Below are 20,507 nucleotides of genomic sequence, written 5' to 3'. Positions count from 1 at the left end.
TGCTTTGACGCCGGGAACCTGGCGCTTGCGAGCCGATAAAAAGAACAGCGCGAAGCCCTGCCTTATGGCAAATTGACACCCCCTCCTGACCAGCTCCTGTGCGGTAGCGTTCTTAATGACCAGAAACATGAAATTCAGCCACAAGATCCTGCTGGCGGCAGCCCTCGTGGTAGCCGTTGCATTCGCCTGTTTCATCCTGTTCAACGACTACCGTCAGCGCCAGAGCCTGCATAACAGCACCGAAACGTCCATGCAGGAACTCGGCAGCCTGACCAGCCGCAACATCCAGACGTGGGTCGAAGGTCGCATCCAATTGCTGCAATCGCTGGCCCAGCAGATCGCCGTGGATGGCAACAGCGCCGCCAGTCTCAAGCGTGCTGTCGACCTGCCCGCCTATACCGGCAACTTCCAGCTCAGCTATTTCGGTGGCGTCGATGGTGTGATGTTCTCGGTGCCGGCCGGTAATCGCGCCCCCGACTACGACCCTCGCGCCCGCGGCTGGTACAAGGCCGCCAACAGCGCACAGCAAGCCATCGTCACCGAGCCCTACATTGCCGCCTCGTCGGGCAAACTGGTGATCACCGTCGCTGCCCCGGTACAGCATCAGAACCAGATGATCGGCGTGGCGGGTGCGGACATCGACCTGTCGAGCGTCAGCGCCATCATCAACTCGCTGAACTTCGGCGGCCACGGCCATGCGTTCATCGTCAGCGCCGATGGCAAGATCCTGATCCATCCCGACAGCAAACGCATCCTCAAGACCCTGGCCGAGGCTTACCCCAACGGCGCACCGCAAGTCAGCCCGGGCATGAAGGAAGTCGAACTCGACGGCAAGACCCAGTTCATCTCCTTCACCCGGGTCAATGGCGTGCCGGGCGCCGACTGGTACGTGGCACTGGTACTCGACAAGGACACCGCGCTGGCCATGCTCAGCGAGTTCCGTACCTCGGCGCTGATCGCCATGGTCATTGCCGTGGTATTCATCATCGCGCTGCTGGGCATGTTGATCCGCGTGCTGATGCAGCCGCTGCTGACCATGGGTCGTGCGATGCACGACATCGCCGAAGGTGAAGGCGACCTGACCCGACGCCTGACCATTCATGGCCAGGATGAATTCGGTGCCCTGGGTACGTCCTTCAACCGTTTCGTCGAGCGCATCCACATCTCGATCCGCGAAGTGGCCTCGGCCACCGGTCAGGTCAACGAAGTGGCGCTGCGTGTGGTCAGCGCCTCCAATTCGTCGATGTTCAATTCCGACCAGCAAGCCTCGCGCACCAGCAGCGTGGCCGCGGCCATCAACCAGCTCGGCGCCGCCGCCCAGGAGATCGCCCAGAACGCCGCCCTCGCCTCGCAACACTCCAGCGAAGCCCGCAACCTGGCAGAGGACGGTCAGCAGGTGGTGGATAAAACCATCGCCGCCATGCAGCAGCTGTCGGCCAAGATCAGCGATTCGTGCGGCAACATCGAAACCCTGAACAGCAACACGGTGAACATCGGCCAGATCCTCGAAGTCATCACCAGCATTTCCCAACAGACCAACCTGCTCGCCCTCAATGCCGCCATCGAAGCGGCCCGTGCGGGTGAAGCCGGGCGTGGCTTCGCCGTGGTGGCCGATGAGGTACGTAACCTGGCCCACCGCACCCAGGATTCGGCGCAGCAAGTGCAGAAAATGATCGAAGAGTTGCAAGTCGGCGCGCGGGAAGCGGTACTGACCATGACCGACAGCCAGCGCCAGAGCGAAAGCAGCGTTGGCATCGCCAACCAGGCCGGCGAGCGCCTGGGCAGCGTGACCCGGCGCATCGGTGAGATCGACGGCATGAACCAGTCCGTGGCCACCGCCACCGAAGAGCAGACCGCCGTGGTGGAGTCGATCAACGTCGACATTACCGAGATCAACACGCTGAACCAGGAAGGGGTGGAAAACCTGCAAGCCACGTTGCGGGCCTGTACCGACCTTGAACAGCAGGCGGCGCGGTTGAAGCAGTTGGTGGGCAGCTTCCGGATCTAGTGCTCTTGCGGGCCGACGATGGCGGTGTAAAGCACACCGATCAGTTCAGCCTGACGTGAGACTGAATTAAGACTAAACTCAGTCTCACTCAACCCGTCGAGATTCATGCCCATGAAACTGTCATCCCAAATCAAACCCATCAGTTACTTGAAGAGCCACACCGCCGAAATCGTCAAAACCATCACCGAAAGCAGGGAGCCGCTGATCATTACCCAGAATGGAGAAGCCAAACTGGTGGTCATGGATGTGAAAAGCTTTGAAGAGCAAGAAGATACGATGGCTCTGTTAAAGCTGCTGGCTATGGGGAACCAGGAAATTGAAAAAGGTCAGTTTCGTGAGGCCGAAGAGGTCTTCGCAGACCTGGACAGGACCGACCTTCAATGAGTTTAAAGGTTGTCATTCTTCAATCAGCTGAAATGGATCTTAAAGAGCTTCGCCTTTATCTGATCGAACGGTTTTCTTTCCAAACGTGGCAAAACACCTATGCCAGCCTGAAAACAGCGATTCGCCATCTGACAACACAGCCTTATGCTGGGTCAATTCCGCAAGAAATCGAAAGGCTGAATCTTGGTCAGTATCGGCAAATTCTTTCAGGTATGAATCGGATTATTTATGAGGTGAGAAGCCAAACAATCTATATCCACATCATCGCCGATAGCCGCAAGAATCTTCCTGCCTTGCTTATGAAACGATTGCTTCGAAGCAATAACAATCCGTAGGTCGCTAAAATCGCGATCCAGGCCCCTTCAAGAACTCCACTTCCTCAGCCGTAGACTCCCGCCCCAACACCCCGTTGCGATGGGGAAACCGTCCAAACCGGGCAATGATCTTCTGATGCCGTTCGGCATAGTCCAGGTTGCTTTCGAACACCGCCCGATCCGCTTCCGGCTGCTCTCGCACCAGGTCGATAAAACGGGACACGGCCTCGTTCTGCACGGCCAGGTTTTCGCAGTGCTCGAGCACCAGGTAGATGAATACGCGCTGGATAGGCTTGAGCTGCCGGTCGAAACCCGCCGCCAGCCCCTGGGCCACCAACGCTTGGGCGCGAAGATCGCCGGAGAAGGCCTTGGGGGTGTCGCGAAAGATCATCCGCGGGAACTGATCGAGCAATATCACCAAAGCCAGCCAACCTTCCGGACGTTGCGTCCAGTCGGTCAATCCACCGGCCAGTGCCTGATCGACCTGATCGCCAAAACGCTCGCGCGCCTGGCGATCATGGTGTTTGCCGAACCACAGCTTGTTCTTTTCAGCCGCTATTTCGTCCGGTGTCTCGGCTGAACCAAACCACCAATCGAGTAACGGCTGCCAAGGCTCGGCCATGATTTATTCCTTGTGATAGGCCGTGGCGCGGGCCACTTCTTCCTTCGAACCGAGGAACACCGCTACGCGCTGGTGCAGGCCTTCAGGCTTGATGTCGAGGATGCGCTGGTGACCATCGGTGGAAGCACCGCCGGCCTGTTCCACCAGGAACGACATCGGATTGGCTTCGTACATCAGGCGCAGTTTGCCTGGCTTGGTCGGCTCGCGACTGTCACGTGGGTACATGAACAGGCCGCCACGGTTCAGGATGCGGTGGACGTCGGCAACCATCGCGGCCACCCAGCGCATGTTGTAGTTCTTTTTCAACGGGCCTTCTTCACCGGCCAGCAACTCGCCGACGTAGCGCTGTACCGGGGCTTCCCAGTGGCGCTGGTTGGACATGTTGATGGCGAATTCCTGGGTGGTTTCAGGAATGGTGATGTTCTCGTGGGTCAGCACGAAGCTGCCCATTTCACGATCCAGGGTGAAACCCTTCACGCCGTCGCCCAAGGTCAGCACCAGCATGGTCTGAGGGCCGTAGATGGCATAACCGGCGGCCACTTGTTCGGTACCTGGCTGCAGGAAGGCCTTTTCGTTCAAGGCTTCGTTCTGGCTCAGGTATTCGTTCGGGCAACGCAATACCGAGAAGATGGTGCCGACCGGCGCGTTGATGTCGATGTTCGACGAACCGTCCAGGGGGTCGAATACCAGCAGGTAGGCACCCTTGGGGTATTTGCCCGGGATCTGGTAGGCATTGTCCATTTCCTCGGACGCCATGCCGGCCAGGTGACCGCCCCATTCGTTGGCTTCGAGCAGGATCTCGTTGGAGATCACGTCGAGTTTCTTCTGCACTTCGCCTTGCACGTTTTCGGTGCCCATGCTGCCCAGGACCCCACCCAGCGCGCCTTTGGATACGGCGTGGCTGATTTCCTTGCAGGCACGCGCCACCACTTCGATCAAAAAGCGCAGATCGGCAGGGGTATTGTTGCTGCGGGTCTGCTCAATCAAATAGCGACTCAAGGTAACGCGAGACATGGACGGCTCCGAAGGATAGGGGGCGGAAAAACCAGCGCAGTTTAGCGCGTGTCGGGACTTAATTCCTCCTATGAGACGGGGAATGGCGGATTGAGTTCACAGAGCGGCGTCATCGCGAGCAGGCTCGCTCCCACACTTGATCGGATTCTGTCAGGGGAAACACAATCCAATGTGGGAGCGAGCCTGCTCGCGATGGGTGTCAGGCACCCGCTTTCAGGATTTGACCGGCGGCTTGCGCAGCAGGCTGAAGGCCATCGAGCCGAGGAACAGCACGCTGAGCACCAGCACCGCCCACAGGCCGATTTTTTTCCAGTTGGTCCCGACGACGGCCGGTGCGGTTTCGGCCGCTGGCGTCGAGGTCGCAGGCCCATTCACCGTCGCCGCCCCCAGGGTCGCCAGGCGCGAAGGACGGTAATCGGGCACCAGCGTCGTCAGTGGCAGGCTGGCCGCCTTCACTGTCGCGCTGCCCAGCGCCAAGCTGTAGGGCCCTTCGCCACGCGCGAGGAACACCACCTGGGTCGGGCGCACGGCAAAGCGCAGGGCCGGCGCTTCGGTCCCGAGGCCACCGCCGCGCTCGTCCACCGTCAGCTTCAATTGCTGAACGGTCTGGCCGGACAACTGCAATTGGTTCTGCACCACGTCCTGACCATTCTGGGTCAGCCGGTATAGCAAACCATTGCCCATCGGCTGCCACGGATGACTGCTCTCACGGCGCCCGGCCAGGGTCACCGGTGCCAGGCTGTTGGCCTGGCTCAGCTCGACCTGCACTTCTTCGAGATTCAGGCCCATGGGCAACTGCCAGGTGTATTCACCGGCCTTCGTGGTACTGCCGGCCAACGGCTGCGACCAGGCCAATGGCAGCGGCTGGCTTTCGCGGGTGGCGCTCTGCAACTGCGCTGAAGTCAGCACCGGCGCGGAAGACGGCGAATCCCACAACAGCCGCAGATAACGCGCCGGCTGTCCGGGCAGGTTCACTTCATGCTGCTCGACCTGCTCATCGGCAAAGGTCAGGCGTGCCACCTGGCCTTCACCCCAGGCCTGCCAGTTCTGCAAGTCATCGCTGGCTTCGATGGTAAACCGCTGGAAGCCGTCGCGTTCGCTGGTCCAGTCGAGGATCAACTGCTGCAAGGGGGCCTTGATCGCACTGGCGTCCAGCAGCCAGCCGCGCAACTCCTCCTCCCCCGCCTCGAGCCGACTGGCCGGCTGGACTTCCACCAGCGTGCCGTTGGCGTTCGACTGCACCCGTACGCTGGGGGCGCGCTCGTTGTCATCGGCAGCGTTGTACAACGGGAACCATTTCACGTCGGTGACGGTGCGTTCTTCCCGGCTCTGCGCTGTCTCGCGGACCAGCGCATACGCCTGGGGCTGCCCGGCCGCGTTGAAGACCCGCAAGTCGCTCAGGTCGGTTTGCCGCGCTTGCAGTTGGACCTCCAGCGGCAACGGCAGACGATACCACGGCCCTTCGCCACTCAAGGTCAACGGCACCTGATGGGCAAAATCCGCCGGCTTTTCCTGGGCCGTAGCCGACAATGCCACCCACAACCCGACCATACCCAGGCCGATCCGACTCAACTTGCGACTCAAGATGACACTCCCTCACTGACAGGCATCGGCGGCTCGGCCTCCGGAACCGTTTCCGGCCGTTTGGGCGGCAGCGGTGCGAAGTAGCCCACCACCAGCAGCAATACACCCACGCCGATAAACGACACGATCCGCGCCAGGCCACCACGGTTACTCAATTCGACAAAGAACAGCTTGGCCACCACCACGGCAATCAGCGCCGCACCGATCAGCCATACCTCGCGGCGATGCCGCAGGTGTCCGCCGATCATCAGGCCCAGGGCGATCAGGGTCCAGACCAGGGACAACCCGGCCTGCACGAACATGGATTCGAGCAGTGCATCGAGTTCGAACGGCACGTCCAGCCAATGGTGGGCGCTGCGCATCACCAGGGCGGTGAAGAACGCGAACAGCGAGACCCCGGCGACCAACTGGGCGACGTGCTCGGCATAGGCCCAACGGATCGCCAACTGCGTCACCGCACTGCGCGCCCAGACGTAGACACCGAACAAGGCAAACAGCAAGCCCAGCTCCAACGGGTTGAGCAACGGCACATACGGCAACGGCTCGGCGATGCCATTGCTGAAGGTGTTGGCCAGCCAGAACCACCCCAGCATCAACAGCGCCAGGGGCGCCGCCGCGTAGATGCGGTACTCCCGCGGCTGGGCCGATATCGGCCACGGCCAGGCTCGCGGCGCGGCCATCAGCACCAGGTACAGGCTCGGCAGGATCGCCCAACCCAGCCAACGCCAGGCGTTGTATTGCTCGGACAACAGCATCAGGCCATAACGCAGTTCCAGCGCCAATACGCCGATCAGCAACCAGCAACCGAGCACATGGGCGGTACTGCGGACCGGGTCCGGGAGCATCGAGGCCAGGCGTTTGAGCGACAGGAAATGCACAGCGAACAGGATCAGCCAGGCCAGCCAGCCGAAATCCGCCGCCGGGTGGTAACGGCTGTGCCAGGTCGCGACCAGCACACAGCTGGCCGCAGGAATCAGCAAGGTGCACAGCAACCCGAGCGCCGGCCACCGCAAGCGCAGCGCCAGAATCGCCCACGCCGCGACACTGAGCGCCGCGACAACCAGCAACAAGCTGCCCTGCAAATGGACCGGAGCAAAGCGCAGCACTTCGCTGACCCACGTCAGCGCCCACCAACCAGCGCCCCAGATCAACAGCAGCTCGGACAAGCGTTGCAAGCTCAGGGCCTCGAATACCGCCGCCGGATGGCCTCGCTGCAATCGCCATGCGCCCACCAGCGCCGCCAGCCCCAGCACCATCGGTGTCCAGAAACCACTGTGGGCCAGGGGCCGCAGCCCCTCGCCGTCGAGCGGTCCCAGCAAGGCCGGCCCCGCCATCAGGAACGCAGCACCGCCCAGCAGTTGCAGGAGCAGACCAAACACGAAGCTCATGCGTTGTTTCAGATACAGGCTCAACCAGATGATCAACAGACCACTGGCGGCCCACACGCCACTGGCCGTCTGCCAGGGCAGGACGAACAGCACAGCGAGGTTGATCAACGCCAGCCCCGCCAACAAGACCACCGACAAACCGCGCAGCAAGCGAACATCGTTGCGCACCATCTCGTCGCGAGCGGCCAGCAACATGCCGCCGATCAATGCCAGGCCGATCAACGAGGCACTGAGCAAGCCGCTCCAGCCGGCGGCGAACACCGCCGCCGAATCCCCTTCAGCGCCTCTCAAGCGCATCAGGAACAGCGCGCCCCCCAACAGTTGCACACCGAATGCCGTGAACAGGAAGGCGCGCGATTGCAGACGCAGGCCGACAAACAGCGTCGCCAGCCCGGCCAGCGCCCAGGCGATAGCGGTACCGTGGGTGAAGAAAAACATTGGCGCCAGCAGATAGAGCGAGCCCAGGCCCAACACAGCCAGCACCGGCAACACCTGGCGCTCCCAACTCGCGGTGTGCTCGGGCGGCGCCTTGCGCAGTTGATAGAAGCTGAACAGCAAGGCGACGCCAAGCATCAACGCCCCCAATGGGGCGCCCTGGAGCAGGCTGCTTTGGCCGAGCTGCAACTCGCCGAAGAAAGCCCGCGCCGCGCCCAGCTGCAGCAACAAGGCAAACGCACGCGCCAGAGGCCGCTGCTGACGCAACCCCAGCCAGAAAATCCCCGCGCCTTCCACCGCCCATGCCGCCGTGGTCCAACGGGCATCGAGGCCCAGGGGAATCGCCAGGCTGGTAAAAATCACCCCCAGCGCCAGGCAGGTCTCGGCCAGCAACAGGGCGCGTCCTTTCATCAACACGCGGGCGAGGCCCATGTAGATCATGCCCAGGACCAAGGCACTGAACGCCGCCGCCAGATCCAGGAACATCACCAGCGTGAGCTGCAAGCCGAAGCCCACCAGCGGCGGGCCGAACAGCATCGTGCCGTCCACATAATCGCCCTTGCGCGCCGACCAGCGCAGCAGCGCTTCACGGCTGTCATCCTCGGGACCGTCGCTCATCTCCAGCAACTTGCGCCGGGTGAACAGCAAGCCAATCGCCAGGTACATGAGGAAGAAGACGATCAGGAACGGCTCGGTGCTGAAGAACAACGCCGGCGTATACGAGCGCAGGCCCCAGGCGATACCGATACCGAAGGTGCCGACAAAACCGATCAGGTTGAGCAGGCGCCAGGCCTTGAACCAGGCAATCGCGAGGATGCCGGTATTGAGCAGGATGAAATAGCTGAACAGCGCGACATGGTTACCGCTGCCGGTGGAGGTCAGGATCGGCGCGGCAAAGCCGCCCAACGCGGCGGCAGCGGCCAGCCCCAGAGCATTCTGGGTCACCGCCAGGATCGCCGAGAACACCGTGACCGCCACCAGCAACCCCAACGCGGCCTTCGAATCGAGCAGCGGATGCAGGCGCATGGCGGCGAACACCGTCAGGTACAGCACTGCGATGCCGGTGCCCTGGAGCATCAGCGCATAACTGTTGTTGCGTTGACGCAGCCACCAACCCAGGCCCAGCAGGCCCAACGCACTGGCCGCGACACCGGCGTAACGCAGTTCGATCGGCACCACCATGCCTTCAGTGGCATAACGCAACAGAAACGCCAGGCCGAGGAACAACAGCAGCACGCCAACCCGCAATACGGTATTGCCACCGAACAGCCAGTTGCGCGCACCGGCCACGGCACGCTCGATGAAACCCGGGCCGCGAGGAACGGGCGGCGTGACAATCGGTTCCAGAGGCTCGGCTGCGTGGGTATCGCGCCGAGAGGTGACGGGCGTGGGGGTCCAGATGTCGTCGGGCAGCGGTTGGCTGGCTTGCGTGACCATCGCGGGGGCCGGTGCCAGGTCTGGCGGCAGCTCCCAGACCAACTCCGGCTCTGGTTCTGCCTCGCTCCGGGCTTCGGGCTTCGGAGCCTGGGCCACAATGATCTCGGGTGCCGGTGCCGGTGCGCTCGGCGCAGATACCGTGCCGTCGCGCTCAAGAACCGCAAGACGTGCTTCCAGGGTCAGCAAGCTGTGCCGGGTCGCTTCCAGCAGACTCTGTTGTTTGCCGGCCTGGGCGCCGAGACGGCGCAGCCGCAAGACCAAAGCGATGCCAAGCCCCGACAATGCGCCTATCAGCGCATCGGCGAACGACTCATCCACCACCCAGCCGATTGCCAGGCCCAACAGCGTCAAAATCCATTGCATGGTTGATATCCCTGAGCGGCCCATTGCGGGCATGACCGGGTGATGCGGTGTCTGGCTCAGTCTAGTGGAAACCACACACAAGCTGTGGGAGCGAGCCCTGTGGGAGCCGAGCTTGCTCGCGATGGACCTCAACACGGTTCAACTGCAAACCGCGTCATCGTTCATCGCGAGCAAGCTCGGCTCCCACAGGACTCGCTCCCACATTGATCATGGATGCTTCCAGTACTGAATCCGGCCACACAGTCCGGCGAAACTGGCGCTCAGTATATCGACGAAGCCCACTTGCCGTTGGGCTTCGCTCACATTTCTTGCAGAAGCTATTCCAGTGCTTTCCAGATGTCGGTGGCATATTCGCGGATGGTCCGGTCGGAGGAGAACCAGCCCATGCGTGCCGTGTTGAGCACCGCCGAACGCCACCACTGCTTGGAATCGTGCCAGCGTTCTTCGGCCTTGGCCTGGGCGTTCCAGTAAGCGTCGAAATCGGCGCAGACCAGGAAGCGGTCATAGTCCACCAGCGAATCCACCAGGCCGGTGTAGCGCATCGGATCGTCCGGCGAGAACACCCCGCCACGAATCGCCTGCAACACATCGCTGAGGCGATGGGACGCGGCAATGTCCGGCGCGGCGCTGAATTCACCGTTGCGCTTGCGCGCTTCCACCTGCTCGGCCGTCAGGCCGAAGATGAACATGTGCTCACCCCCTACCCGTTCATGTATTTCCACGTTGGCGCCATCCATGGTGCCGATGGTCAGCGCGCCGTTGAGGCCGAACTTCATGTTACTGGTGCCCGACGCTTCGAAACCGGCCGTGGAGATCTGCTCCGACAGGTCCGCTGCCGGGATGATGCTTTCGGCCAGACTGACGTTGTAGTTGGGCAGAAACACCACTTTGAGCAGGCCGCGCACGGTCGGGTCGTTGTTCACCACCCGGGCGATGTCGTTGGTCAACTTGATGATCAGCTTGGCCTGGTGATAGCTGGCGGCGGCCTTGCCGGCGAAAATTTTCACCCGCGGCACCCAGTCCACCTCCGGCTCGGCGCGAATCGCCTGGTACAGCGCCACGGTGTGCATCAGGTTGAGCAACTGACGCTTGTACTCGTGGATCCGCTTGACCTGCACGTCGAACATCGCCGCCGGGTTCACGGCAATGCCCAAGCGCTCATGGATCAGGTAGGCCAGGGCCTTCTTGCTGTGCAGGCGCTGCTCGGCGAACAGTTTGCGAAATGCCTGCTTGTCGGCGAACGGCTCCAGCTCGATCAGGCGCTCCTCAGGGTTGTCGAGCACGCTCGGGCCCAGGGCATCGATCATCATCGAGGTCAGTTCCGGGTTGGCCTGGAACAACCAGCGGCGGAAGGTGACGCCGTTGGTCTTGTTGTTGATCCGCTCCGGGTAGAGCTTGTGCAGTTCCGAGAACACCGTGCTGCGCATCAGTTGCGTGTGCAACCCGGACACGCCGTTGACGCTGTGGGAACCGAGGAACGCGAGGTTGCCCATGCGCACCCGGCGACCGTTGTCCTCTTCGATCAGCGACACCGCGCGCAGCACGTCGAAATCGTGCACACCCTTGGCCCGCAGCGAATCGATGTGCTGGGCGTTGATCAGGTAAATGATCTGCATATGCCGCGGCAGCATGCGCTCCATCAACCCCACCGGCCAGGTTTCCAGGGCTTCGGGCAGCAACGTGTGGTTGGTGTACGACAGCGTGTCCTGGGTGATCTGCCAGGCCGCGTCCCAGGCCACGTCGTAGACGTCCACCAGTTGACGCATCAGCTCGGCCACGGCGATGGACGGGTGGGTGTCGTTGAGCTGGATCGCCGCGTGATCGCCCAGGGTCAGTACCGAGGTGTGCATGTTGCGATGCCGGCGCAACAGGTCCTGCAACGAAGCGGCAACGAAGAAATATTCCTGGCGCAGGCGCAGTTCCTGGCCCGCCTCGGTGCTGTCGGCCGGGTAGAGCACGCGGGAAATACTTTCGGCCCGGGCGACCTCGGCCACGGCACCGAGGTGATCACCGGCATTGAAGCGCTCCAGATGCAGGTCTTCCACGGCCCGGGCGCGCCACAGGCGCAGGGTGTTCACGCTCGCACCCCGCCAGCCCACGACCGGGGTGTCATAGGCGATGGCCCGCACGGTTTCACCCGGAGACCAGACCTGCCGGGTCTTGCCGGTGTCGTCGGTGACGGTCTCGACGCTACCGCCGAAGCCGATCGGGTAGACCACTTCCGGCCGCTCGAACTCCCACGGGTTGCCGAAATCCAGCCAGTGCTCGGTCTGCTCCTGCTGCCAACCGTCGACGATGGCCTGGCGAAACAGGCCGTGCTCGTAACGAATGCCATAGCCATGGGCGGCGATGCCGAGGGTCGACATGCTTTCCATGAAGCACGCCGCCAACCGGCCGAGGCCGCCATTGCCCAGCGCCGCGTCGGGCTCGAGCAGGCGAATGCGCTCCAGATCCACACCCAGTTCGGTCAAGGCTTCGCGGGCGGTGTCCAGCAGGCCGAGATTGCTCAGGCTGTCGTAGAGCAAGCGCCCGATGAGGAACTCCAGGGAAAGGTAGTAGACCCGCTTCTGGCCCTTGCGATAGATCTGTCGCGTGTGGTCCATCCAGTGCTCGACCATGTGGTCGCGGGCTGCAAGGGCAATGGCTTCGAACCAATCGTGATCAAACGCATGATCCGGGTCCTTGCCGACGGCATAAGTGAGTTTGGTCAACACGGCGTCGCGAAATGCGGCCACTTCGGCCTCGCGAACAAGTGGTTCTTGAGTCATGAATAAGACCTCGAACGAGCATGGAATTGTCTGAGCCTAGACGGTCTGACAGACGGCAAAGGCTCTTGGTTCGGTGGTTTTTCCCCGAATGCCGGAGAATTGCCGCCAGGAAATTGCCGATGAACGAATGAATGCAGGGGCCATGCCGCCAAAGGAGGGGTTTTGCCTGGACGAAAAAAAAACGGCGGATGGTCGTTCAAAATTTCACCAGTCCCGGTATGATCGCGCGCCCTGATGTATGCCGGTATACCTAGATGATGAAGCCCAACCTGATCGCCGCCGCGGAGATCGACCGACTCGATACCTGGGCCAAGTACTCCGCCCCTATGTGCGGTTCCTGCGTGTCGAGCTGCTGCACGCTCCCGGTCGAGGTCAAGATCAAGGACCTGATCCGGATCGGCATTGTCGACGAATTCGAATTGGGCGACCCACCTAAAAACATCGCCAAGCGCCTGCAGAAGGAAGGGATCGTCGAGCGTTACAACCAGAAGTCGGAGATTTTCACGCTCCAGCGCATGAGCAACAACGATTGCCTTTATCTGGACCGCAAGAGCCGCCTGTGCACCATTTACGAGAAACGCCCGGACACCTGCCGCAATCATCCGCGGGTCGGGCCACGGCCGGGGTATTGCGCGTACAAGCCCAAGGAAGTGGAGCGCGAGCGCAATCCGCGGACGCTGGATCGGTTTTGATCCACTGACGCTATCGCGAGCAGGCTCGCTCCCACAGGTTCAGCACCGTCCATGTGGGAGCGAGCCTGCTCGCGATGAGGCCCGAATAGCCAGCACAAAATCCCAGGCATAAAAAAACGCCCCCGATCTCACGACCGGGGGCGTTTTTCATTCAGCCGGAGCTAGACGATCAAGCCTTGGCTTTCTTGGCAGCGCGGGTACGCTCGCTTTCGTCCAGGATCTTCTTGCGAAGACGGATGGACTTCGGCGTCACTTCGCACAACTCGTCGTCCTGGATGAATTCCAGGGCCTGTTCCAGGGTGAAGCGAACAGGTGGAACCAGGGCGATGGTTTCGTCTTTACCCGAAGCACGCATGTTGTCGAGCTTCTTGCCCTTGGTAGGGTTCACACCCAGGTCGTTGTCGCGGCTGTTCAAACCAACGATCTGGCCACCGTAGACTTCCTGGCCGTGCTCGACGAACAGCTTGCCACGCGCCTGAAGGGTTTCCAGGGAGTAGGTCAGCGCCTTGCCGGTTTCTACCGAAACCAGAACGCCGTTCTGACGGCCGGACATGTCGCCGGACTTCATCACGTCGTAACGATCGAAGATCGAGGTCAGGATGCCAGCACCGTTGGTCAGGGTCAGGAACTGGTTACGGAAACCGATCAGACCACGAGCAGGGATGTTGTATTCCAGACGAACACGGCCTTTGCCATCCGGCACCATGTTGGTCAGGTCGCCCTTACGCAGGCCCATCTCTTCCATCACCTTGCCCTGGGATTCTTCCGGCAGGTCGATGGTGACGTTTTCGAACGGTTCATGCTTCACGCCGTCAACCAGACGGATGATCACTTCCGGACGGCCTACAGCCATTTCGAAGCCTTCGCGACGCATGGTTTCGATCAGTACCGAGAGGTGCAGCTCACCACGACCGGAAACCTTGAACTTGTCGGCCGAGTCACCTTCTTCAACGCGCAGTGCAACGTTGTAGAGCAGCTCTTTGTCCAGACGTTCCTTGATGTTGCGGGAAGTCACGAACTTGCCTTCTTTACCGCAGAACGGCGAATCGTTGACCTGGAAAGTCATGGAAACGGTTGGCTCATCAACGGTCAGCGGCTTCATCGCTTCGACCGTGTCCGGGTGGCACAGGGTGTCGGAGATGAACAGCGCTTCCATACCGCTGATGCAAACGATGTCGCCAGCAGCTGCTTCTTCAACATCCACACGGTGCAGACCGTGGTGGCCCATCAGCTTCAGGATACGACCGTTACGCTTCTTGCCGTCGGCACCAATGGCCACGACCGGAGTGTTCGGTTTGACGGTACCACGAGCGATACGGCCAACGCCGATAACACCCAGGAAGCTGTTGTAGTCCAGAGCCGAGATCTGCATCTGGAACGGACCGTCACGGTCAACATCCGGCGCCGGTACGTTGTCGACGATCGACTGGTACAGCGGGGTCATGTCTTCAGCCATGTCGGTGTGGTCCAGACCGGCAATACCGTTCAGGGCCGAGGCGTAGACGACTTTGAAGTCCAACTGTTCGTCGGTGGCACCCAGGTTGTCGAACAGGTCGAAGATCTGGTCCAGAACCCAGTCAGGACGCGCGCCCGGACGGTCGACCTTGTTGATCACGACGATCGGCTTGAGGCCGGCTTCGAACGCTTTCTTGGTCACGAAGCGGGTTTGCGGCATAGGGCCGTCCTGGGCATCGACCAGCAGCAGCACGGAGTCGACCATCGACATCACGCGCTCTACTTCACCACCGAAGTCGGCGTGGCCCGGGGTGTCCACGATGTTGATGTGGTAGCCGTTCCAGTTGATGGCGGTGTTTTTCGCCAGGATGGTAATACCACGCTCTTTTTCCTGGTCGTTGGAGTCCATCACGCGCTCGTCGTTGAGCTCGTTGCGCTCCAGAGTGCCGGATTGACGCAAGAGTTTGTCTACCAGGGTGGTCTTACCATGGTCAACGTGGGCAATGATGGCGATGTTGCGTAGATTTTCGATCACTTGTGTATCTCGATCAGAGGATTCGGTGTGCTGACAGGTCGTGGCAGCGATTTACGTTGAGTCCGACAAAGCCGCTACAGCTTGTCGGCGGCGTCGGGGGGCCGGTGACGCAGGCCACAGGCAAACAGCCCCGGGCACTTAGCTCGGTCGATAAACGCGCACATTGGCATGCCCCTCACTGAGCAGATGGTGGGCATGCAGGCGACTCATCACGCCTTTGTCGCAATACAGCAGGTACTGGCGAGTAGGGTCCAGTTCCTTGAAACGCGCGTTCACTGCATAGAACGGCATCGTTTGTACCTCGATACCGGCAACGCTCAACGGGTCGTCTTCAGCGTCGTCCGGGTGACGGATGTCGATGATGATCTGACCGGCCAGCGCTTCGCCGACTTCTTCAACCTTGATGTCCTGGCCCAATTCGTCGATCACTCGATCGATCGGGACCAGCCTGGCGTTTTCGAGCGCACGCTCGAGCACCGCCATGTCGAATTCTTTCTCTTCATGCTCCACGCGCCCGCGCTTGGCGGCGGTCTTCGGGTTGACCGAGATGACGCCGCAGTATTCGGGCATGTGCCGGGCAAACTCGGCGGTGCCAATCGCGTTGGCCGTGTCGATGATGTCCTGCTTGTGGCTGGCGATCAGCGGGCGCAGCACGAGTTTTTCGGTCACGCAGTCGATAACCGAGAGGTTCGGCAGCGTCTGGCTCGATACCTGGGAAATCGCCTCGCCGGTGACCAGCGCATCGATGTGCAAGCGATCGGCGATACTGGACGCGGCACGCAACATCATACGCTTCAAAATGACGCCCATATGACTGTCGTCGACTTTACCGAGGATTTCCCCCAGAACTTCTTCGAACGGCACACTCACAAATAACACGCGTTGGGAGCTGCCGTACTTCTTCCAGATGAAGTGCGCCACTTCCATCACGCCCAGCTCATGGGCACGCCCGCCGAGGTTGAAGAAGCAGAAATGGCTCATCAGGCCGCGCCGCATGATCTGGTAGGCCGCGACCGTGGAGTCGAAGCCGCCGGACATCAGCACCAGCGTCTGCTCCAGGGCCCCCAGCGGATACCCGCCGATGCCGTTGTGCTGGCTGTGGATGACGAACAACCGCTGGTCGCGAATTTCGATGCGTACTTCAACCTGCGGGTTTTTCAACGAAATACCGGCGGCGCCGCACTGCTGGCGCAGCTGGCTGCCGACGTAGCGGTCCACATCCATCGAACTGAACGGATGCTTGCCCGCACGCTTGCAACGTACCGAAAAAATCCTGCCGGCCAACGCATCGCCATAATGCTGCTTGCATTTGGCAACGATGTCGTCGAAATCCCCCAGCGGATATTCATCCACCTGCAGGAAATGCGCGATGCCCGGCATGCAGGTCAGCCGCTCGGTCATTTCCTTCAGGATCCTGGGTTCGCTGACGCGGGTTTCCAGCTCGAGATTGTCCCACACGCCATTCACCACCACGACCGGGTCCAGATCACGGAGCACGGCACGGATGTTCTTAGCCAACTGCCGGATGAAACGCGTCCGGACCGGGCGGCTCTTGATGGTGATTTCGGGGAAGACTTTTACGATTAGTTTCATGAAAACAGCGCGCGAACGGCCAGCCGAAAAAGGGGGGCGCGGATTATAGCGGAAATTGCTCAAGGTTTGACCAATTAATGTGTGCTTGGTTTTTAGCGCACCAAAACAGGTCACAAGCCTTCCATTGCGCTACATTACAGTGCGTAATTGTCTGACAATCCGCTGTTCAAGCCTTCCAAAGGCGTGGGTTTGGTGCAAAAAACCCAAGCTGGGGCACTGGCATGCAATTTGCTCCCTTGTGAGGCAGGTTGCCTTGGCAGAGTATTCGCGCCGGCATCACTCATATCTACGGGCATACCATTACCCGCCCGAAGCCACCCGGAGGACATATGTCGAAGTCGGTTCAACTCATCAAAGATCATGACGTCAAGTGGATTGATCTGCGCTTCACTGACACCAAAGGCACTCAACATCACGTGACCATGCCGGCCCGCGATGCCCTGGATGACGATTTCTTCGAAATCGGCAAGATGTTCGACGGCTCCTCCATCTCTGGCTGGAAAGGCATCGAAGCATCCGACATGATCCTGATGCCGGACGACGAAACCGCCGTCCTGGATCCGTTCACCGAAGAGCCGACCCTGATCCTGGTCTGCGACATCATCGAACCTTCGACCATGCAAGGCTATGACCGCGACCCACGCGCCATCGCCCACCGTGCCGAGGAATACCTGAAGTCCACCGGCATCGGCGACACCGCTTTCTTCGGTCCTGAGCCTGAGTTCTTCATCTTCGACTCGGTCAAATTCAAGTCCGACATCTCCGGCTCCATGTTCAAGATCTTCTCCGAACAAGGTTCGTGGATGTCCGACCAAGACGTGGAAGGCGGTAACAAAGGCCACCGTCCAGGCGTGAAAGGCGGCTACTTCCCAGTACCACCGTTCGACTTCGACCACGAAATCCGTACCTCCATGTGCAACGCACTGGAAGAAATGGGCCAGACCGTGGAAGTTCACCACCACGAAGTGGCGACTGCCGGCCAGAACGAAATCGGCGTGAAGTTCAACACGCTGGTCAAGAAGGCTGACGAAGTCCAGACCCTGAAGTATGTCGTGCACAACGTTGCCGATGCCTACGGCCGCACCGCGACCTTCATGCCGAAGCCACTGTACGGCGACAACGGTTCGGGCATGCACGTTCACGTGTCGATCTCCAAAGACGGCAAGAACACCTTCGCAGGCGAAGGCTATGCCGGCCTGTCGGACACCGCCCTGTACTTCATCGGCGGCATCATCAAGCACGGTAAGGCCCTGAACGGCTTCACCAACCCGTCGACCAACTCCTACAAGCGTCTGGTCCCAGGCTTCGAAGCACCGGTAATGCTGGCCTACTCGGCTCGCAACCGTTCCGCCTCGATCCGTATTCCTTACGTGAACAGCCCTAAGGCTCGCCGTATCGAAGCCCGCTTCCCGGATCCGGCCGCCAACCCGTACCTGGCCTTCGCCGCACTGATGATGGCCGGTCTGGACGGTATCCAGAACAAGATCCACCCTGGCGATGCCGCTGACAAAAACCTGTATGACCTGCCGCCTGAAGAGGCCAAGGAAATCCCGCAGGTTTGCGGCAGCCTGAAAGAAGCCCTGGAAGAGCTGGACAAGGGCCGTGCGTTCCTGACCAAGGGCGGCGTATTCAGCGATGACTTCATCGACGCTTACATCGCACTGAAAAGCGAAGAAGAAATCAAGGTTCGCACCTTCGTACACCCACTGGAATATGAGCTGTACTACAGCTGCTGATCCGGTAGCGCTCGCACACGCGGCGTGAAACAAGAGAGGCCTCCTTCGGGAGGCCTTTTTCATGGGCGCAGGTTACTGCATGATGACCGCCGCCCCTCCCCGAAGAAGAGACCGCCCATGAACTTGCGCTTCACACTTGGCCTTGCCCTCTCGGCCACGCTGCTGGCAAGCACAGCCGAAGCCACGCCGGCTCCCGACGCTCTGACGCCTCTGCTGAACGTCATTGGCGAACGCATAGCCATCGCCGATCAAGTGGCGCTGAGCAAATGGGACAGTCATAAACCAGTGGAAGACCGCCAGCGCGAGCGTGAAGTCATTGCCGCCGCCGTCGCCCAGGCGCCGGTCTACAAGCTGTCTGGTGAAACCGTGGAAGCGTTTTTCAGCGCCCAGATAGAAGCCAACAAACTGGTGCAGTACATCAACCTGTCCGACTGGACCCTGGAAGGCAAGGCCCCGGATCTCCCGCGTCCGGACCTGGCAGGGCAAATCCGCCCGCAGCTTGATCGACTGCAAAAGCGCCTGTTGCAACAGCTGGCCGATTTCGCCCCCTACCGTACCGACCCGCAGTGCCCGCAATGGCTGGCCCGAGCCACCCACCACAACAAACAGCACCCGGTGCGCCGGCTTGCCCTGATCCGGGCGACTGCGGAACTGTGCCTGGCCAAAAGCTAAGTCAACACACATTTCCCTGTGGGAGCGAGCCCTGCTCGCGATAGCGGTGTATCAGGCAACAGCAATGTTGCTGATCGATCGCCATCGCGAGCAGGCTCGCTCCCACAAGAGGACTTCAGTGTTTGAACGCTTGGGTTGGGCCTAGCGGCTCCTTGTCCTATGCTGCATCCAACACTTTCAGTTTCCGGTCGATTTTTATGGGTCGTGTCTTTCCTGGCGTTTTGTTGCTACTGGCACTGCCCGCAGCAGCCCAAATCTACAAATACACCGACGCCGAGGGCAACACCGCCTACAGCAACCAGCCGCCCCAAGGCGTACCGGCTCAGACGGTGGAGTTGCCACCACTCAACAGCATCGAGCGCCAGTCCCCAACCAGCCCGGACGCGCCAACAGCTCCCGCCGACAGCGAAGCGTCGCGCAAGGCCTACGAAACACTCGAACTGACGGACATCCCCACCGAGGAAGCTCTGCGCGCCAACAATGGCACCTTCACCGTCGGCGTCCGGGCGCAACCGCGCCTGCAAAGCCCTCATCAGTTCAGGCTGCTGCTGGACGACCAGCCCTACGGCCAGCCCTCCAACGTGCCGCGCCTGCAACTGGTGAACATCGACCGGGGCGAGCACCGCCTGGCGGTCCAGGTCATCGATGGGGAAAACCTTGTGCAACAGAGCGAAACGGTCACTTTTACCGTGCAGCGGGTGCACCGGCCATGAGCCGCTGGGCGCTTGCCCTGTGCCTGTCACTGGTCGCCTGGCCAGCAATGGCGCAGATCTATACCTATATAGACGCCCAGGGCAATCGAGTCTTCACCGATCAACCGCGCCCCGGCAATGCGAAGAAAGTCCAACTGCCATCCGGCAACCGGATGCCTATGCCGCCTGCTGCCGCAACCTCGGCGCCAACCTCCGAAGCCCAGTCAAAACCCCTGTTTCATTACGAGATGCTCCGACTGCTGATCCCGGAGCCAGACACCACGATACGCAGCACAGCGGGGGAACTGATCGTCACCGTCACCAGTGAGCCGGGTCTGAAAAAGGGCCATCGCTATCGCTTGCTGCTCGACGGCCGGCCCACTGGCGAACCAGGACCAAGCCCAGTGTTTGCCTTGAGCAACATCGATCGGGGCACTCACCAACTGGCGGTAGAAATCCTCGACGAGCAAGACCGCACTCTCGAACGCACCGCCAACCAGCCCTTCCACATGCAGCGCATTTCGCTGGCGCAGAAACGCCGCATCAAGCCTTGCGCCACGGCAGACTATGGCCAGCGCCCCGAATGCCCCCTCGCCGACAAGCCCGAAGAAGAAAGCAGCATCCTGCCATTCTTCTAACGCCCCTCCTGCCTACGCACTATATTGGTGCATATCGTTGCACCGCTACTCAGGTACCAACCCATTTTGGTTCGAAAGTACCCGGAAAAACTGGCAGAACGCCACGCAATTGGGCGCAAAAAGCCCTTTTCAGGCTCTAAACGCTTCTTTTCGGAGCCTTGGTTTGGTTTTTGCATT

General features: G+C 60.8%; 15 protein-coding genes. 8 read left to right on the top strand and 7 right to left on the bottom strand.

The annotated features are described in order from the left end of the window. Window positions 1-115: 115 nt before the first annotated feature. The 3 genes from LOY35_RS01830 to LOY35_RS01820 all read left to right on the top strand — a co-directional run bounded on the left by LOY35_RS01830 (window position 116) and on the right by LOY35_RS01820 (window position 2,727). Window positions 116-2,008 (top strand): methyl-accepting chemotaxis protein, encoded by a 1,893-nt coding sequence (locus LOY35_RS01830; RefSeq protein WP_258630022.1) that lies wholly within the window; start codon window positions 116-118, stop codon window positions 2,006-2,008. Window positions 2,009-2,119: 111 nt separating this feature from the next. Continuing rightward, window positions 2,120-2,392, top strand: a complete 273-nt coding sequence (locus LOY35_RS01825; RefSeq protein WP_258630020.1) for a type II toxin-antitoxin system Phd/YefM family antitoxin — start codon at window positions 2,120-2,122, stop codon at window positions 2,390-2,392. Continuing rightward, on the top strand, window positions 2,389-2,727 hold the full coding sequence (locus LOY35_RS01820; protein WP_047699786.1) for a type II toxin-antitoxin system RelE/ParE family toxin: 339 nt from the start codon (window positions 2,389-2,391) through the stop codon (window positions 2,725-2,727). Before LOY35_RS01825 ends, LOY35_RS01820 begins: the two co-directional genes overlap by 4 nt. Window positions 2,728-2,731: 4 nt before the next feature. Here the strand turns inward: LOY35_RS01820 and LOY35_RS01815 are convergent, their stop codons facing one another. The 5 genes from LOY35_RS01815 to LOY35_RS01795 all read right to left on the bottom strand — a co-directional run bounded on the left by LOY35_RS01815 (window position 2,732) and on the right by LOY35_RS01795 (window position 12,317). After that, entirely contained in the window at window positions 2,732-3,328 is a 597-nt protein-coding gene (locus LOY35_RS01815) for a DUF924 family protein (RefSeq protein ID WP_258630017.1), read from the bottom strand. Window positions 3,329-3,331: 3 nt separating this feature from the next. Next, entirely contained in the window at window positions 3,332-4,342 is a 1,011-nt protein-coding gene (locus LOY35_RS01810; RefSeq protein ID WP_258630015.1) for a class 1 fructose-bisphosphatase, read from the bottom strand. Between the two features lie 213 nt (window positions 4,343-4,555). Next, window positions 4,556-5,893 (bottom strand): DUF3999 domain-containing protein, encoded by a 1,338-nt coding sequence (locus tag LOY35_RS01805; protein WP_408981235.1) that lies wholly within the window; start codon window positions 5,891-5,893, stop codon window positions 4,556-4,558. Window positions 5,894-5,922: 29 nt separating this feature from the next. Further along, on the bottom strand, window positions 5,923-9,549 hold the full coding sequence (locus LOY35_RS01800) for a DUF2339 domain-containing protein (RefSeq protein WP_258630008.1): 3,627 nt from the start codon (window positions 9,547-9,549) through the stop codon (window positions 5,923-5,925). Window positions 9,550-9,866: 317 nt separating this feature from the next. Continuing rightward, a complete protein-coding gene (locus tag LOY35_RS01795) occupies window positions 9,867-12,317 on the bottom strand; it encodes a glycogen/starch/alpha-glucan phosphorylase (protein ID WP_258630002.1) in 2,451 nt (816 codons plus the stop codon). Between the two features lie 254 nt (window positions 12,318-12,571). Here LOY35_RS01795 and LOY35_RS01790 point away from each other — a divergent pair, with 254 nt between their 5' ends. Next, on the top strand, window positions 12,572-13,009 hold the full coding sequence (locus tag LOY35_RS01790; RefSeq protein WP_024778075.1) for a YkgJ family cysteine cluster protein: 438 nt from the start codon (window positions 12,572-12,574) through the stop codon (window positions 13,007-13,009). Between the two features lie 169 nt (window positions 13,010-13,178). Here LOY35_RS01790 and typA read toward each other — a convergent pair whose 3' ends face one another. Continuing rightward, window positions 13,179-14,999 (bottom strand): translational GTPase TypA, encoded by a 1,821-nt coding sequence (gene typA, locus LOY35_RS01785; protein WP_041024724.1) that lies wholly within the window; start codon window positions 14,997-14,999, stop codon window positions 13,179-13,181. 138 nt (window positions 15,000-15,137) lie between these two features. Then, window positions 15,138-16,592: a tRNA uracil 4-sulfurtransferase ThiI gene (gene thiI, locus LOY35_RS01780; protein ID WP_258630000.1), complete on the bottom strand. Its 1,455-nt coding sequence runs from the start codon at window positions 16,590-16,592 to the stop codon at window positions 15,138-15,140. 329 nt (window positions 16,593-16,921) lie between these two features. Between thiI and glnA the strand changes: the two genes are divergently transcribed. The 4 genes from glnA to LOY35_RS01760 all read left to right on the top strand — a co-directional run bounded on the left by glnA (window position 16,922) and on the right by LOY35_RS01760 (window position 20,330). Next, window positions 16,922-18,328 (top strand): glutamate--ammonia ligase, encoded by a 1,407-nt coding sequence (gene glnA, locus LOY35_RS01775; protein WP_024778072.1) that lies wholly within the window; start codon window positions 16,922-16,924, stop codon window positions 18,326-18,328. A 117-nt stretch (window positions 18,329-18,445) separates the two neighbouring features. Next, the gene (locus LOY35_RS01770) at window positions 18,446-19,000 is read left to right on the top strand and encodes a chorismate mutase (RefSeq protein ID WP_258629997.1); all 555 of its coding nucleotides are present in this window, start codon (window positions 18,446-18,448) and stop codon (window positions 18,998-19,000) included. Between the two features lie 197 nt (window positions 19,001-19,197). Next, window positions 19,198-19,713, top strand: coding sequence for a DUF4124 domain-containing protein (locus tag LOY35_RS01765; protein WP_258629996.1), 516 nt, complete (start codon window positions 19,198-19,200; stop codon window positions 19,711-19,713). Beyond that, a complete protein-coding gene (locus tag LOY35_RS01760; RefSeq protein WP_258629994.1) occupies window positions 19,710-20,330 on the top strand; it encodes a DUF4124 domain-containing protein in 621 nt (206 codons plus the stop codon). The genes LOY35_RS01765 and LOY35_RS01760 overlap by 4 nt, the downstream gene beginning before the upstream one ends. Window positions 20,331-20,507 lie beyond the last annotated feature (177 nt).

Origin of the sequence: Pseudomonas sp. B21-028, assembly GCF_024749045.1 — a bacterium.
Lineage (GTDB): Bacteria > Pseudomonadota > Gammaproteobacteria > Pseudomonadales > Pseudomonadaceae > Aquipseudomonas.
This window is presented reverse-complemented; position numbering and strand designations above follow the sequence as displayed.

What these genes read in the sequence shown, in the direction of transcription:
- glnA (WP_024778072.1), top strand. Translation starts at nt 16,922, where the DNA reads ATGTCGAAGTCGGTTCAACTCATCAAAGATCATGACGTCAAGTGGATT.
- LOY35_RS01760 (WP_258629994.1), top strand. Translation starts at nt 19,710, where the DNA reads ATGAGCCGCTGGGCGCTTGCCCTGTGCCTGTCACTGGTCGCCTGGCCA.
- LOY35_RS01770 (WP_258629997.1), top strand. Translation starts at nt 18,446, where the DNA reads ATGAACTTGCGCTTCACACTTGGCCTTGCCCTCTCGGCCACGCTGCTG.
- LOY35_RS01795 (WP_258630002.1), bottom strand. Translation starts at nt 12,317, where the DNA reads ATGACTCAAGAACCACTTGTTCGCGAGGCCGAAGTGGCCGCATTTCGC.
- LOY35_RS01825 (WP_258630020.1), top strand. Translation starts at nt 2,120, where the DNA reads ATGAAACTGTCATCCCAAATCAAACCCATCAGTTACTTGAAGAGCCAC.
- LOY35_RS01805 (WP_408981235.1), bottom strand. Translation starts at nt 5,893, where the DNA reads ATGGTCGGGTTGTGGGTGGCATTGTCGGCTACGGCCCAGGAAAAGCCG.
- thiI (WP_258630000.1), bottom strand. Translation starts at nt 16,592, where the DNA reads ATGAAACTAATCGTAAAAGTCTTCCCCGAAATCACCATCAAGAGCCGC.
- LOY35_RS01815 (WP_258630017.1), bottom strand. Translation starts at nt 3,328, where the DNA reads ATGGCCGAGCCTTGGCAGCCGTTACTCGATTGGTGGTTTGGTTCAGCC.
- LOY35_RS01830 (WP_258630022.1), top strand. Translation starts at nt 116, where the DNA reads ATGACCAGAAACATGAAATTCAGCCACAAGATCCTGCTGGCGGCAGCC.
- LOY35_RS01765 (WP_258629996.1), top strand. Translation starts at nt 19,198, where the DNA reads ATGGGTCGTGTCTTTCCTGGCGTTTTGTTGCTACTGGCACTGCCCGCA.
- LOY35_RS01790 (WP_024778075.1), top strand. Translation starts at nt 12,572, where the DNA reads ATGATGAAGCCCAACCTGATCGCCGCCGCGGAGATCGACCGACTCGAT.
- LOY35_RS01820 (WP_047699786.1), top strand. Translation starts at nt 2,389, where the DNA reads ATGAGTTTAAAGGTTGTCATTCTTCAATCAGCTGAAATGGATCTTAAA.
- LOY35_RS01810 (WP_258630015.1), bottom strand. Translation starts at nt 4,342, where the DNA reads ATGTCTCGCGTTACCTTGAGTCGCTATTTGATTGAGCAGACCCGCAGC.
- LOY35_RS01800 (WP_258630008.1), bottom strand. Translation starts at nt 9,549, where the DNA reads ATGCAATGGATTTTGACGCTGTTGGGCCTGGCAATCGGCTGGGTGGTG.